Below are 15,085 nucleotides of genomic sequence, written 5' to 3'. Positions count from 1 at the left end.
ACGCTTTTCAAAATCAAAATCAGACTTACAGAGGTTCACTGGTTCCGCCACACGATAACCACCGTCCAGATATAAGTAAATTAGGATTTTACTTCGGAATCCAGCGTATGTCTTAACGTCAATTACGTTGAGTATCTTGTTTATCTCATCATCAGTAAAATATCGTATTTTCTCGGTATCTGTACGAAGTTGTTTGATTGGTTTCATTGGATTTATATCAGTGTAGCCTTCCCGATTCAGGAAGTTATAAAAGGTCTTTAGGTTGCGGATCCTAATATTAATTGTAGCCGGTGCTAAACCAATCTTGCCGTTCTCCCTATCAGAAATTCCTTCATATTGAATACGGTCGAACTGAAGGAAATTTATATAATCACGGACATCTGCTGATGATAGCTCGTGAACATAGCTTATTTTCGGCTTGTATTCAGAAAGAAACCGAGTTAGATATCCAAATACCAGATTATATTCTCGTATTGTACTTTTACGGCACCCCTCTGCCTTTTTCACATTTAAGAATTCGTCTATAGCTTCCGAAAAAGAATATTCCACAGTCAAATCTTTTCCCTCTTCTCTAACTTCGCGATTCCCTAACGATCTTTCGTGAACAAATTTATCATAGTTATAGTTGTGCCTCATAATAATTTTTCACCTCACAATCAACTTCTACAACAAGCACTAAAATCCCTTTAAAACGTTGATATGACGGCGTTTTCGAAGCTTTAGCGAAAGCAAACGGAAGATAACGAAGGCACAAAAAAATAGCGCCACCCTCCGAAGAGAATGACGCTATGTGTGCGATAATTACCGTTTACGTGGCTTATTTAATTTTCCGATGATCTTATTTATCGCTGAATGAGCAGATTGCTGACGCGCTACTGATTTCTCGGACGGATGCGTATATCGCTGTACCATCCGCATATCGGAATGTCCGAGGATCATCTGTAAGTGACGGATATCCCCGCCATCTTCGAGAAACATTGTCGCAGCAGTATGACGCAATATATGCGGATGCACTTTCTTTGTAATACCCGCCTTTTTCGCGTAGGCAATCAGCCGTTTACGGAAATGGTTCCGCTCCATTTGCTCGCCGTAGTTCGTTATAAATATGAAGTCCGTATCGAAGTCCACGGAGTTTTCCGTATATAATTCCTTAACTAACTTAACTGTCCGGGCCTGCAACGCAAGTGTACGCGCTTTGCGGCTTTTTGCGATAGCTGCCGGAATAGTTACGGAGTTGCCGTTAAAGTCGAAGTTTTGTACGCGTAGCCCCTGCGCCTCGCTTATCCGCATCATTCCGTCGATAAGCAGATGCATTAATACGTAATCGCGAAACTCCGGATAAAACGATTGGTCCGGTATCATTAATAATCGGCGTAATTCGTCCGCATCTAGGACTTCGATATTCGATTCTTCCTTGCGCAGATTCTTAACGCCCTCCATCGGACTTTCGAAAATATAGCTTTCATCGACGAGGCAACTGAAAAATACCCGCAATGTTTTAAGGCGCGTATTAACCGTCTCTATCGAAAGCCCTACGGTCTGTGCCGATTTCGGACGGTACTTATGATCCTCCCAGCGCACAACCTCTTCGCGCATATATCGGATATAGTCCCGGCATACCTCACGCTTTATGTTCGCGACCCTTTTTTCGATGCCTCGTGCGTCAAGATAACGTGAAAAGAATTCGTAGTTGTTGCGATATTGTTCGAGCGTATTCTTCGATCGCCCCTCCGCAACTTTAATTTCGTAGAACATCCGAAAGAGGTAGTCGAGGCTATCTGCGGACGATTTACCGACTGTTCGGCGACTCTTTACCGGACGTCCTCTCCGTCTCTCTACGCGTGGTTCATCGTTCATAAAAATATCACTCCGTATAGTATTTCGGAGGCACTACCCTACGGGAACTTAGCACCGCTACCCTACCGTACAAAGTCCCGCTACAATTCAACGAAAAAACCCGCCATTTGGCGGGCTACTGCGTGTAGTGATTCCGACTGGACTTGAACCAGCGACCCCTACCCTGTCAAGGTAGTGCTCTCCCAGCTGAGCTACGGAATCGATATGTAATGTAACGTCTTGTATTATTCTATTAAAGTTATATGACCTTGTCAACGCTTTTAGGAAAAGTCTTTTCTGATACCTTGAACAAATGGTTGTAACTCCATAATGGAAAGCAGTATATCCTCAATATAAAAAATCGTAGGAAACTAATAGGAATACTTAATGAGATACGAAGCCTCTTACGTGGTAAATTGGTTTTTAGGTAAGTATGTATAGCCTTCTTCTGTTCACCTGTGTAAAATTAGAATTATCAATCAATTTATAGGTGATGTTAATGCCTTTACACGTCAGTCTCAGTCAAAAGCAGCAGCAAGCCCTTACTTTGACACCATCTCTTAGGCAATCCATTTCTATTTTACAGTTCTCATCCGCTGAGCTTAATGAATATATAAAAGATCAGATCCAGACTAATCCCGCCCTTCAATTAGAAGCAGCTCCTTCCTATGACCGGGAATCCAGCTGGTCAAATACTTCTGCTGCAGCTGACACATACGACAAAATGGTATCTGAAGAATCTTTAACAGAACATCTGGAAAATCAAATTTCCCTATTATCCATTACACCTGATATAAGGGCGGCATTATATTATCTAGTAGGAAGTTTAGATGATAAGGGTTATCTGATTCTGGATAGGTTACATGCTGCGACTTCATTACGTATCAAGAGTGAAAAGTTAGATGATGCAATTGCTATACTTCAAACTCTAGATCCCCCTGGAATTGGAGCTAGAGACTTGCGCGAATGCCTTCTCCTGCAAATAAAATCTGCTGATTCCCTGGCCCATAAGATTGTAAATGGGCATCTGGGACTGCTGGCAGAAAAAGAATATGAATTACTTTCAACTATACTCGGTGTAGAATTATCCGTCATCTATGAGGCAGAATTACAGATTAAGTCATTACACCCCTATCCCGCTATAAACTTACATACAAAGCCTACTCATTATATTGCACCAGATGTGATCCTAAGACAAACAGACAGCGATATTCACATTATTGTGAATCAAACGCATTTACCAGTAGTAAAACTTGACCCCTCTTTTTCATCCATGCTTCATAACGACTCATCAAATGAAGTAAAACGATACGCAAAAGCAAGTATGCATGCAGCTTCTCAATTGATTAAAGGGCTGGAGCAAAGGCAACAGACTCTCTACAACATTACAAAGGAGATACTTGCATTCCAACCAGATTTCTTTAAAGAAGGTACAACAAGCTTAAGGTCCATGACGCTAAGAGATATTGCAAGCGCTGCGCAAGTCCATGAATCAACTGTTAGCAGAGCAACTAGCAATAAGTACCTGCAAACACCACTCGGTCTCTTTTCTTTCAAAGAACTCTTCTCCAAAGGAGTCTCTGGTGCGAACACAGATGCTTTCCATTCCGTTCATCAGATAAAGAAAAAAATGAAAGAACTAATCGAAAATGAGTGTAAATCCTCCCCTTTATCAGATCAAAAAATTGCAACCTTACTCCAAAAGCATTCCATCGCCATATCAAGGAGAACAGTCGCGAAATATCGAATGGAATTAGGGTTTGAGGATTCTAGAAATCGTAAAGAAAAATGAAAGCATCAGAGCGATGGCTCTTGATGCTTTCATTAGAATTAAATGATAGCTGTTGCAGATACACCTATACATTCTTTTTCAATTAACTCACATAATTTTTGCGATGCTTCCCGTTCATCTTCCCCTGCTGTCATAACTTCAATAATCATTCCTTCTGTTATTCCAAGTGTCATGATACCAGTTATAGACTTCATGTTTACTTGTGTATCCTCAAATCCAAGCTGAATAGTCGATGTAAACTTATTTGCTGCTTGAACTAGCTTTGTTGCAGGCCGAGCATGAATACCCATTTTATCTGTAATTATAAACCTCTCTACGAGCAAATTATCTTCCTCTCTTCTACTAATAAACAAAGGATTCATTTCTGATTTTTATAATATCATAAATGTATCCAATCTCCGACAAGGGAATTTCTACGCCGTAATTCTCTTCGATTCTGTAGAAAATACGCTTCATCAGATGCACGAACGTTTTGTGTTCTTCCCCGAATTGTTCCATATCAGAGTAATATTCAATAGGACTTTTCTTGACAAGCCGTTCAACGAGACAACTCATATGAATATATAAACTCATTAAAGTAGGATTTGAGAACGTGATATTCAATTCTTGCTGAATTCTTCCTAGGATGTCGCTTAGATTATCAATAAGCTTGTCAGGGTTGAGAATTGTTAAATGGTTAATAACACTTTCCAGAGAGAAAAGCTTCAGCATTGTTTCATTTAATTCTTCAATTTTTGCAGGCGGCAATATCCCACTGAATATTTCATTCAGCTTATTCGTATCTTTCTCTGAAATTATATCTTCCATAGCTACAAAAGGAATATGCGGCACCCTTGGATCGAGAGTACCTACAATCCCCAAAACATTATAACTAGTAAAGACATGTTCCTTAAGACCATTATTCTTTAAACTTAAGAAATCATAAGGAAGTACTGTGATGTTTTTCGTTTTGCCAATGCCTTTCATAAGGAGCTCTTTAATTTTCACTGCAGTTCCCATGCCAGTACCGCAGGTTGTAATGATGGCATTGTTCTTGTTACGTTCATCTTTAATCAGTTTGTAAGTTGGTTTGATGGATGCTGTAACACGTTTAAGTATTTCCTCTATTTTATCTTCACGCAGGATTGATTCTCCAACTTCAATAGCCATGGATGTAGTAATGTTATTTAATAATCCAATTGGACCTGGACCCTTAGGGTGCAAATGGTTTTGCAATTCTGTCAGTGAGCCCATATCAACCAGAAAAATGACACCATTGGTCGTATCAATAGCTTCCATGTAGTCCTCTATCTTATGAATAATATCAATAGGAGACACCTCTAATGGCATGTCGAAAGCCTCAAATATGTTCTCGCCAAGTACACTGTTTGCTACATGGGCTATACTGCTGGCTGTGGCAAAACCATGTGAAACGATCACCGACCTGATTCTGTCAGACTTCTTGTTTTTCTTTAACCCAGAGAGATAAAGAGCAATAACGGCAATATCTAGTTTATTAACATACACATCAAAGGTATCCCTGATTTTGTTGACGATCCTTTTGGCGTAAGTCACTTCATCCGGCAGCAATAACTGGATGGAATCCAACACTTGCTTAGCAGTGCCTTCTTCACTAACTGAAAGAGCTGAGCTGCATGCTTCGAATAAATAATGTGTCAGCCCGATAGTGAAGCTTCCCGGAAAGAGAATCGATGTATCCACTGGTCTATACTCCATATACGTAGTTATCAGTTGTTTTAGGCTAAGAAATTCAACCTCTTCGATTACTTTTTGGTTGCTGTACATGAGTCGGTCAATTTCCTGATTAACAAGGATAGCCAGCTCTGAGATACCATCCTTAGGATCCCTGTTACCGGCCAATTGTTTTATAAGAGACTGATATATATGATTTAATTTACCAGTTGATTGGTTCAAAAAGGGAAAATCATTTATTATTTTTACTGCCGGATGTATGGATATAGATTCATCCGGCAGTTCCAGTACATGTTTTTGTTTATTCAGTAAATAGTATTCAACTATTTCCTTTGGCAAATGGCGTTGTTGTATATGAATTCCATCATCTATAGCATCAATCGATTCTTGATAAGCTTTTGCACAAGACGTAGTAATTACATTCTTTAACTCTCCTACATTTCCTTTTGGACGATAGGCCATCAGCGCACGGATGACATCATGCTGGATACTTAATTTAACGCCGATATTCCTGCTTTCTTTTTCATAGAAAAGATAGATTAAGCGAAACTTCTCGTCATCGGATCGTTCCCTTAATGGAGGTATCGATGTAATGATCGGAATTCTCCTTATGAATGTAGGCAGAAAGGTTTCTTCTATTCCTTCTGTAGTTGCAAAAAGAAGCCTTACATCTGACTTTTTCCACTTTTGGTTATCTCCTAATGGATGAAATACACCTTGGTCCATGAACAGAAACAACTTCTCCTGTCCTTCCGCGGATAATCGATGCACCTCATCCAAGAAGAGTATCCCTCCGTCAGCGGACTCGATGATGCCTTTCGTATCTTTTACAGCACCGGTAAATGCCCCGCTAACATAACCAAAAAGATTAGCTGTGACTAGCTCTGGGTTATCAGCAAATTCCGCACAGTTCATTGTAAGAAAAGGGCTCTCAGGAGCGATAAGATTGCTTTCCAATGCGTATTCATACGTCAATCTTGCCAAATTACTTTTTCCTACACCTGTTTCTCCAGCAATCATGATTGGAAGACCTCTTGGAGGATAACTTATAGCTGCTTTTAATTGCTCTATTTGAGTGGACATGCTTCCTTCTGCACCGATGAATACAGAGAAAGGATCCCTTTTCTTGCTTTCTTCATTCTGCAAGTAGTGAAATAACTCTTCGTAACTTTGGAAGCTTGTTTGAAGCATAGACTTATTATAGTGCTCTTCCAAATGTCTCTTCATATGAAAATAAACCGGTCTAGTGTTGATCTTAACCATATCTCCCGCACGATTAAGTTCGTTTAAATACCTGCTTGCAGCACTTCTGCTTATTTGCATCAATGCTGCAATTTGACTGGCATCGATTCCAATCTGGTCCTTATGTTGATCTGGCAGATTAGCAGACAGATGTAAGATTTGTTGGATTATGTTATCTTTTATCATCTCGATTTCATCTCCCTATCCGACCTACTGAAGCTCTACCTTCATATTATATCTATAATTTTCCTAATAGTCAGAAAAATATTTAAATGTTAGCTACCTTACTTCCCATCATTGTGTGGAAGTTAGGGAATTTCGGAATTGCTGCATCTATGCCTTTATCAGCAGATAACAACGATGATAAGATTTGAAGGGGCACTATATACTCAAATGCAGAGAAGTCTTCCTGCTCTTGGAAGGCAAAAGCTAAATCCTGATCAGTTGTCTCAAAGGTTCCCTCTTTACCTATTACGTAACAATGATCTGTTATATTTCCCAAGAATTCTTTCATATTGAGCAGCCTTTCCTTATCCTTGTGTTCCGAGGCCAAAAATATGATGAAGCTGTCCGGGCTGATGCAGTTATAAACGCCATGCATGTATTCTTCCATTTCATAACCAACCACAGGAACTCTTGCAGTTTCCAGGAGTTTCAATGCTCCTTCCAGTGCTGTAGCGTAGTTTGTGCCATATCCAATCACAGCGATATCTTTTGCATTAAAGAAATCATCCTTAATTTTTTGGTACCATTCTTCTGACACTTTAGCTAGCTTATCTAGGTTTTTGAAAGTAGTTTGCAGTCTCTCTACTAATTGTTCATCTTGCTTCCCCGAAGCCTGCATAGCAAAGAGAATCAAAGTAAGAATAGTCCCAACATATCCTTTTGTTTTAGCTCCTGCTTTCTCAACAGAACCGATGGATAAAGGGATAAAATAGTCAACTGTTTCCGCTAGATCGCTTTCTGCATACTCGGAAATTCCTATTGTAGGAAAACCCCATTGCTTTGCTTTTTCAATCCCATGGATTGTCGATAGACTCCTGCCACCTTGAGAGATCCCAATAACAAGCTGTTTTCCGCCTAGATGCAGTTGCTCCCGCTCAAAATGTGTTGGATACATTACAAATACCTGTTTGTTCAGTAATTTTGATATCGTATCCTTTGCCACTAATGCAGCATGATAGGAAGTTCCCGAGCCTATTACATATATATTTTCGATATCGTTATTTGTATAAGCTTGCACGCTGTCCCCTATAATAGCTTCCTTACCTTGTAAAATAGATGTGAGTACTTCCTTTTCCTCATGGATAAATTGATTCATTAGATTTGTTTGCATAATGCTTCCCCTTCCTATCAATAGGTTTATAGAATTCCAGCCCACTTGCCTAAAATACCGACAGCAATGATACCAATCATAATATAGTTCACCTTAATCCCTTTTTTCAGCAGCAAGAATAGCAGCAATGTAAGCCCAAGCGGCAGGATATTCGGCATTATTTGATCCAGCGTATCCTGTAAGTTTACAGCAGCTCCCTGGATACTGATTTCTAACGGAGTTGTGAATTGTACCAAAGTACCAGTCATGGCACCTATTACAATCAACCCCAGTATGCCTGCACAGTATGACACTTTTTCCATGTTGCCCTTCTCATATAACGAGCCAAGGAGTGTTGTCCCTTGGTTGTAACCCCAGAATGTTCCTTTATAGCGCAAGAAGAAGTGTGGGATATTGTAAAGTACCAAGAATAGAATTGCTCCAAGTATGTTACCTTGGGTTGCAAGTGATATTCCTATACCAGCTGCTATGACCCGAAAAGTTCCCCAGAAGAAAGAGTCACCAATACCAGCGAGCGGCCCCATCAATGCTACCTTAATCGCATTAATGGAAGAGGAATCGAATACCCCTTTTTCCCTTGCATTCTTTTCTTCCATTGCCGTTGAGATACCCATGACGAAACTTGAAACAGCAGGAGTAGTATTAAAAAACTCCAAATGCCTTTTTAAGGCAGCAGCTAAATCACTCTTCTTTGGATAAAGCTTTAACAGGATAGGAATCATCGCGTATAGATAGCCTAAAGCTTGCATCCGCTCATAGTTGAATGATCCTTGAAGATGAAATGATCTCCAAAAAACCCTTCTTAATGTTTTTTTATCTACTAGCTCATCTTGGCCAGCATCCATTTGATGATTGAGTTGTTTTTCCTCCATTAGAGAAGCACCTCCTTGTCCTTATCTGTTGGCATAAGCTGATAGATTACAACCGCTATAATAGCTCCAATTACCGCTACAGGTGTGATATCGAGCCCAAAAAACACAGCTAAACCGAACCCCAGAAAATAAAAAGGCGATAATTTCTTTGTGAAGGTCATTTGCAACAAAAGCGCAAAACCTAATGCTGGGAACATATTCGCTGCAACTTGCAGCCCTTCCGTGATAGTTTGAGGAATAGCATTCACGATACCCTCCACCACTTCAGAACCTAATAGAATCCCCAAAAAGTTTGGAACAAAACCATTTAGGAAAAATAGTCCTACAGCAAGCCAGTGCATCAGCACAATTTTCTTTGTATTACCTTCTTCGGCATACTTGTCTGCGCGATGTATGAACGAAGTGTTGATAGTCCTTACAAGGATACCTAGAGATTGAGCAAGTATGGCTATCGGAACTGCTAATGCCAAGGCAACCTCAGCTCCGCTGTCAGTCATAATGGCAAAAGCTGTCCCTAAGATACCTCCAGTTGTAACGTCAGGTGGTGTTGCTGATCCAACGCCAACGATTCCCATCCATACCAGCTCTAATGTCGCTCCGACAATGATTCCAGTAGTGAAGTCTCCCAGCACTAACCCTACCAGCGGCCCCATGACCAGCGGACGTTCAAACATCATCTGTCCGAATATCCTTCCGTCTAAGATTCCAATCGCTCCAAGCAATCCGATGAGTATAGCCTCTAATACCATAAGAACTCCCCCTCCCGTTTAGACGACAGTTTCATATAGCTTCTTGCTATCCGTTGGTACCTGACGGATTTCCACTTCAATTCCGCGGCTGATTATTTCGTTCAAATTCTCTTTATCAGCTTCATCTACTGCAATCGCTCTGGAAATGAGTTTTTTACCCTCAGCCATCCGCATCCCGCCAAGATTGATACTTTTTATCCCGGAGTAACTTTCAACTAAAGCTAAAGCATCCTTGGAATTATCGACTAGAATCAGTGCTTTGAATTTTGGATCTTCCAATTTCGGAAGTATCTCGATGGTTTCAGTCACCGTTTTGACATATAGTGTGCTTCCCGGTGCTTTTGCTAGATTTAACGTCATCTTCTTTAAAGGATCACTTGCTGCTTGATCGTTTGCAACAATAACTGTATTCACATCAAGATGGCGGGACCAGGCAAAAGCTACTTGGCCGTGTAAAAGTCGATCATCAATTCTTACAAGTTTAATCATCACTGTTCCTCCTATCTATTTTGGTATACCTTTGGATAACAATTCATTGACATACACAATGCCGTTTTTTGCTTGGTATAAACAATGATCTATTAAATCGTTCGTTGACATCGCATCTTTTAAACTAAGCATTTCCAATACGAGTGATAAATTGAAACCAGTTATTACATGAATATTGGAACGACTTGTGAATTCAGCACATAGATTAGCGATGCTTCCACCGAGCACATCCGTGAGAATGATATATTCAGAATTTTCATCCTCATTGTTCAGCTTTTCACTGATTTCTTCTTTGACTGAATTCATTGTTCTCTCGGGATCCATACACACAGCTTCCATTTCATAAGTGTCCCCCATGATCATTTGAACAGAGTTCTTAAGTTCCTTTGCAAGATTGCCATGTGATGCGATGATGAATTTTTTCATCCTTTCACCTCCTCACTTAACTAATAAGCAAGAATCATGCCAATTAGTGTGATACCGATAAATTAACGTTATATTCTGAATTTTATTCTTACTGTGTCACAGTATTTCTGCTTCATTGAGTGTAGCGTGGTTGTGTGACTAAGGAGCAATCCATGCACTTTCAAGAGAGCGTTGTCTAATGACTCCTAAAACTGATGTAATTTAAATTACACGTCCTTAATTTACTTAATATTAAACAAACCGAACGGCAGATGCCGTTCGGTTCTATTAAATGCGTTATCATCTGAATAATCATTAAGTATCAGACAGGAGCAAAGTTTTACATTAATCTGTTTAAGTCCTCGCCGATGCATGTGTTCAGAAAAGTAAGGATACCAAGATCTTGACAGTAAATATAAATCCACTTTGCTGATTAATATAATCAAACAAAAAAAGACTCCAAAAGGAGTCTTTTTTATCTAAAATTAGATTTTGTTAACGTTAGCAGCTTGTGCTCCACGTTGACCTTGCTCGATGTCGAAAGTAACTTTTTGACCTTCGTCCAAAGATTTGAAGCCTTCGCCTTGGATAGCGCTGAAGTGTACGAATACATCTTCTCCGCCTTCAACTTCGATAAAACCGAAACCTTTGTCTGCGTTAAACCATTTTACTGTACCTTGTTCCATGATGTTGCCTCCTGTGGTGGGTTGAACCCACGCTTGTATTACTACCCTTGTTCAAACATATTATCTCAAGATAAAAAATTCTATATGAAGAGATTTCTCTTCTTGCAAATCTTACACCGAACAAAAATAATTAACTTCATTCTAACACGTAAAACTGAATATAGCAAATGCAAAAAAGTAGATATATTTAAAAAGTGCAAAAATATGGATTTCTTAATTTTATTCATTACTGATCTGTCTTCTTTTTCTGAATAAATGATCTCCATTTAAATAAAGAATTTGCCCATAAGCTGCATCGTAAAATAAGACAAAATTCTTTATTTATTTTTACAAATATATACAAAACGATAGTGCTTTTTATTTGGCAATCTATTATACTTTGATAGCGCAGTCGCGTAATACGTAAAGGTGGGCAATACATGTTCGATAATATTTTCGTACCGGGGCTGAATGGCATTGCCAGTTTCGTCTTTTGGTACCCATTTGTGATGTCGCTGTTTTGGATTGCTGGTACTCTTGTCTATATATGGTTTCGTGATAAAGACCAAAAAATTGATTTCGAAAAGGTCGATTGGCCGCTGATCAGTTTTTTGGTCCCTTGTTATAATGAGGAAGAGACAATTGAAGAAACGTTGGATAATTTACTAGGTTTGGATTATCCAAAGAAAGAGATCATTTTAATCAATGATGGCAGCAAGGATAATACGGCTGCCATCCTGAAACAGCTCAGTCAGAAGCATCCGAGTATCCGGGTTATCCAGTCGTATGAGAACCGAGGAAAAGCGAATGCTTTGCATCTTGGTGCGCATGCTGCCAGAGGTGAGTTTCTGCTTTGCTTGGATTCGGATGCGATTCTTGATAATGATGCACCATATTATTTGATTCATCACTTCCTGCATAAGGGTGAGCGTCTCGGTGCAGTTACGGGGAATCCGCGAATTCGGAATCGTAATACACTGCTCAGCCGGATGCAGCTTGTAGAGTACTCCTCTATCATTGGAGCAATCAAACGGACACAGCGGATTCTTGGAAAGGTTATGACGGTTTCAGGAGTAGTAGTGGCATTCCGGAAGCGAGCGCTCTTGGATGTTGGTTTATGGGATCGGGATATGATAACCGAAGATATCGCTGTCAGCTGGAAGCTGCAGCAGCGCTTTTGGGATATCCGCTATGAGCCGCGGGCCCTATGCTGGATGCTTGTCCCGGAGAGTCTGAAAGGCATATGGAAGCAGCGTGTCCGCTGGGCACAGGGCGGACAGGAAGTCATGCTTCGCCACTGGCGTGTGCTGTTCCGCTGGAATCAGCGCCGTATTTGGATAGTTTACTTGGAGCAATGGATCAGTACAATTTGGGCCTTTGCTTGGTTGTTTGTGACTGTGTCACTTCTGCTTACAGCAGAAACTTTCCAGGAGATGCTCATCTGGATCACCTTCACTTCCTTTGCCCTTGTATTTATGAGCCTGATTCAGCTTTTCATTTCTCTGCACATAGATTCGAAGTATGACAAAGTGAAACGGTTTTATCTGTGGGCATCCTGGTATCCTGCTATTTATTGGATCGTCAATACAGGTGTAGTCATAAGCGCATTTCCTCGTGCCATCAAATCACGTTATAAAGGAGGCTATGCGACATGGAAAAGTCCAGACCGCGGGATCGGCAGGAACAAGTAATCATATTGGAGAAGCAATCTTTGCCGCGCTTTATCGCAAGCCTGCTTTTTACATTGCTGATCTGGATGTATAGCTTGCTTGTCGTCTGGTTTTTTGCATCTGCTTTGTTCGATACGAATGATCGGTACAGCGGTATCTTAAAAATTGCTTTCAAGACATCGAATGCAGAGGTTCGGACTTTCATGCTGATCGGTGTATGTATTTTTCTGTTTTTCCTCCTCTACTTCTTTTTCTGGAGGACGTATAACAAAAAACGTTTTGGTAGTATGACACGTCGTAAGCCGCCAATGCCCGCTACAGTAGATGATCTTGTAAAGCTGGAGCTCATTCCAGCAGAAACGATTAAGAAATTACAGACAAGCAATTATATTGAATTTGAGAAAAATCCAGTTCGGGATTTGGAAAAATGAAAAGAATCCTGCTAATCCTTGCGGGTGTAGCAATAGCAGGGCTGATTACCTTTCGTGCCATTCACTTATTTGAGGCTGATGTAGCCGAAGAGACAAAGATTGACCATGCCTTGAATCAAGATGGATGCCTCGGACTGAATTATCATAGAGTGAGACGCCCGACAGTCTTTAATAAGACTGTCTCCTTCTTTACTCGGTCGGATGAGCTGACACGCTATAGTGTTTATACCGATGATTTTGAAGCACAGATCCAAAAGCTTAAAAGTATGGATGCTGCCTTTGTTACACCAGAAGACATAAGCCTCTATCAGAAAGAAGGCGCTTTTCCCGATCGTTGTGTGTGGATCAACTTTGATGATATTGATAGGACTGTGTATGAAAATGCTTTTCCGATTCTGGAAAAAGAAAATGTACCTTTTACTCTCTATGTCATCGCTGGGCATGTTGGGGATAAGGATTTCCAGAATCTGCAGATGGCCACTTGGCCGCAGATACAGGAAATGGTCGACAGCGGACTTGCTACAATCGGTTCGCATACATATGATATGCACAGACTGGAAGCAGACAAGCCGCTGTTTCTGGATGACAAAAATCTGGATGCATTCGCAAAAGATTTAAAGAAAAGTAAAGCTGCGATTGAAGAGCATTTGGATATTGATCCTATCACCTTCGCCTATCCTTATGGGAATACAAATGACAAAGTTGCTCAAGTTGTCAAAGATGCCGGCTTTGAACAAGCAGCTATACTTGCGCCGCAATCGATCACTGTAAAAGATGACGCCTTTTATTTAAATCGCATCGTCACGAATCCAGAAACATTTGAATCCATCATATTGCCTTATATAGAGGAACAGGAAAAAGGATGAAACATTGTTTCATCCTTTTTTGTATGCTTTTAATCGTTTTTCCAACGTGCCCGTGTGCAGTTCAAATAGGTTATGGTCATAATCATAGAAATAGATGGACTGCCCTTCTCCAGCAATCCGCGATCGGGGTGGTCTAATTTCTAGACCTGCCTTTTCTATCCTATCTCTATACGTCCCAAGATCACTTGCGTTCACTTGAAACGCAACATGGTGATATGTACGGTTCTTAATCTCATCCGTCTGCATAACAGCAATCCATTGCCGTCCAATAAGGAAAAACTTCTCCGGATATAGGGAGTGTATGTCATTTCCACTGTCATAAACTTCTTGCGCATCTAAAACTTCCAGAAAAAGCGCAGCTGTTTGTTCGAGATTCCTAACGACAAACGTAATGTGGCTTATCCCTTGGATCATTTAGGCTGACCCGCACTTTGTACAAACCCGTGATTCTCCAACTTCTCTTCTGCCTCCGCAACAATGACCTGCCGCAGATCCTCCAGTACCGGATGGAATTCCGTATGTGGCTTCAGTAAATAAACCATTTCTCTTTCAATCTCGAGCCATGTATCCATCGATGCTTCATTATGCTGCAGCTGTGCTTCCAGCTTATCTAAAGCGTTGGCTACTTTGGCTTCAAATGATTCTTTTGCTTCGAATTCCAGCCAAAGATCCTGGAGCTCCTTTCCTGGCTCTTCTTCCAGCATCTTTCTGATGTTATCGATAGCTGTTTGTTCTGCCAGCTGTTTTTGTTCTTTTCTATTTGCATCATACAGCGTATCAAAAGCAGGAACATCCTTTGCTTCTGCTTCGACTAAATCATGAATCATGATCATCTTCAGCAATTTCGCCATATCTAATTTCTCTTCTATGTATGGCTCTATCAGCACAGCCATCAGCCCTACGCGCCATGTATGTTCTGCTACACTCTCCCGCCTGCCGTTCGACAGCCAGCTATGCCGCATCTCAAATTTAAGCTTTTCAGCAAGCTTCAATACTTGCATGATTCCTTTCATCTGCTTCATTGATATCATCCCCCCGCT

Annotated in this window: 16 protein-coding genes and 1 tRNA gene; 4 read left to right on the top strand and 13 right to left on the bottom strand. The window is 40.6% G+C overall.

What is annotated here, in order from left to right; genetic code table 11:
* The 3 genes from SFC25_RS15215 to SFC25_RS15205 form a co-directional block, all read right to left on the bottom strand.
* Nucleotides 1-636, bottom strand: a 636-nt coding sequence (locus tag SFC25_RS15215) for a tyrosine-type recombinase/integrase (protein WP_411216096.1), incomplete at its 3' end; no start/stop codon positions are given.
* Nucleotides 637-801: 165 nt separating this feature from the next.
* A complete protein-coding gene (locus SFC25_RS15210; protein WP_411216106.1) occupies nucleotides 802-1,755 on the bottom strand; it encodes a tyrosine-type recombinase/integrase in 954 nt (317 codons plus the stop codon).
* A gap of 230 nt (nucleotides 1,756-1,985) precedes the next feature.
* Nucleotides 1,986-2,058, bottom strand: a tRNA-Val gene (locus tag SFC25_RS15205).
* Between the two features lie 277 nt (nucleotides 2,059-2,335).
* On the opposite strand from SFC25_RS15205, the gene rpoN reads away from it, so the two are divergent.
* Entirely contained in the window at nucleotides 2,336-3,628 is a 1,293-nt protein-coding gene (gene rpoN, locus SFC25_RS15200; protein ID WP_411216095.1) for an RNA polymerase factor sigma-54, read from the top strand.
* A gap of 38 nt (nucleotides 3,629-3,666) precedes the next feature.
* Here rpoN and SFC25_RS15195 read toward each other — a convergent pair whose 3' ends face one another.
* The 8 genes from SFC25_RS15195 to SFC25_RS15160 form a co-directional block, all read right to left on the bottom strand.
* On the bottom strand, nucleotides 3,667-3,951 hold the full coding sequence (locus tag SFC25_RS15195; RefSeq protein WP_411216094.1) for an HPr family phosphocarrier protein: 285 nt from the start codon (nucleotides 3,949-3,951) through the stop codon (nucleotides 3,667-3,669).
* A 19-nt stretch (nucleotides 3,952-3,970) separates the two neighbouring features.
* Nucleotides 3,971-6,748, bottom strand: coding sequence for a sigma 54-interacting transcriptional regulator (locus SFC25_RS15190; protein ID WP_411216093.1), 2,778 nt, complete (start codon nucleotides 6,746-6,748; stop codon nucleotides 3,971-3,973).
* 82 nt (nucleotides 6,749-6,830) lie between these two features.
* Complete coding sequence (locus tag SFC25_RS15185) at nucleotides 6,831-7,898, bottom strand: SIS domain-containing protein (RefSeq protein WP_411216092.1); 1,068 nt, start codon at nucleotides 7,896-7,898, stop codon at nucleotides 6,831-6,833.
* Nucleotides 7,899-7,924: 26 nt separating this feature from the next.
* Complete coding sequence (locus tag SFC25_RS15180) at nucleotides 7,925-8,770, bottom strand: PTS system mannose/fructose/sorbose family transporter subunit IID (RefSeq protein ID WP_411216091.1); 846 nt, start codon at nucleotides 8,768-8,770, stop codon at nucleotides 7,925-7,927.
* Nucleotides 8,770-9,519, bottom strand: a complete 750-nt coding sequence (locus SFC25_RS15175) for a PTS mannose/fructose/sorbose/N-acetylgalactosamine transporter subunit IIC (protein WP_095223831.1) — start codon at nucleotides 9,517-9,519, stop codon at nucleotides 8,770-8,772. Before SFC25_RS15175 ends, SFC25_RS15180 begins: the two co-directional genes overlap by 1 nt.
* Nucleotides 9,520-9,537: 18 nt before the next feature.
* Nucleotides 9,538-10,008: a PTS sugar transporter subunit IIB gene (locus SFC25_RS15170; protein WP_411216090.1), complete on the bottom strand. Its 471-nt coding sequence runs from the start codon at nucleotides 10,006-10,008 to the stop codon at nucleotides 9,538-9,540.
* A 15-nt stretch (nucleotides 10,009-10,023) separates the two neighbouring features.
* Complete coding sequence (locus SFC25_RS15165; RefSeq protein WP_411216089.1) at nucleotides 10,024-10,434, bottom strand: PTS sugar transporter subunit IIA; 411 nt, start codon at nucleotides 10,432-10,434, stop codon at nucleotides 10,024-10,026.
* A gap of 464 nt (nucleotides 10,435-10,898) precedes the next feature.
* Nucleotides 10,899-11,099, bottom strand: coding sequence for a cold-shock protein (locus SFC25_RS15160; RefSeq protein WP_038559445.1), 201 nt, complete (start codon nucleotides 11,097-11,099; stop codon nucleotides 10,899-10,901).
* Between the two features lie 419 nt (nucleotides 11,100-11,518).
* Here SFC25_RS15160 and pgaC point away from each other — a divergent pair, with 419 nt between their 5' ends.
* Genes pgaC through SFC25_RS15145 form a run of 3 tightly spaced genes read left to right on the top strand, consistent with a single transcriptional unit; the run spans nucleotide 11,519 to nucleotide 14,045 of the window.
* On the top strand, nucleotides 11,519-12,769 hold the full coding sequence (gene pgaC, locus SFC25_RS15155) for a poly-beta-1,6-N-acetyl-D-glucosamine synthase (RefSeq protein WP_411216088.1): 1,251 nt from the start codon (nucleotides 11,519-11,521) through the stop codon (nucleotides 12,767-12,769).
* Nucleotides 12,730-13,179, top strand: a complete 450-nt coding sequence (gene pgaD, locus SFC25_RS15150; RefSeq protein ID WP_411216087.1) for a poly-beta-1,6-N-acetyl-D-glucosamine biosynthesis protein PgaD — start codon at nucleotides 12,730-12,732, stop codon at nucleotides 13,177-13,179. The genes pgaC and pgaD overlap by 40 nt, the downstream gene beginning before the upstream one ends.
* Nucleotides 13,176-14,045, top strand: coding sequence for a polysaccharide deacetylase family protein (locus SFC25_RS15145; RefSeq protein WP_411216086.1), 870 nt, complete (start codon nucleotides 13,176-13,178; stop codon nucleotides 14,043-14,045). Before pgaD ends, SFC25_RS15145 begins: the two co-directional genes overlap by 4 nt.
* A gap of 9 nt (nucleotides 14,046-14,054) precedes the next feature.
* Here the strand turns inward: SFC25_RS15145 and fosX are convergent, their stop codons facing one another.
* The gene (gene fosX / locus SFC25_RS15140; protein WP_411216085.1) at nucleotides 14,055-14,459 is read right to left on the bottom strand and encodes a FosX/FosE/FosI family fosfomycin resistance hydrolase; all 405 of its coding nucleotides are present in this window, start codon (nucleotides 14,457-14,459) and stop codon (nucleotides 14,055-14,057) included.
* Nucleotides 14,456-15,058, bottom strand: a complete 603-nt coding sequence (locus tag SFC25_RS15135; protein ID WP_411216105.1) for an HD domain-containing protein — start codon at nucleotides 15,056-15,058, stop codon at nucleotides 14,456-14,458. Before SFC25_RS15135 ends, fosX begins: the two co-directional genes overlap by 4 nt.
* Between the last annotated feature and the right edge of the window lie 27 nt (nucleotides 15,059-15,085).

The sequence above is a fragment of the Terribacillus saccharophilus genome, assembly GCF_046592595.1.
Taxonomy (GTDB): domain Bacteria; phylum Bacillota; class Bacilli; order Bacillales; family Amphibacillaceae; genus Terribacillus; species Terribacillus saccharophilus_C.
The sequence above is the reverse complement of the archived record's forward strand: the minus strand, read 5'-3'. Positions and strand labels throughout refer to the sequence as shown.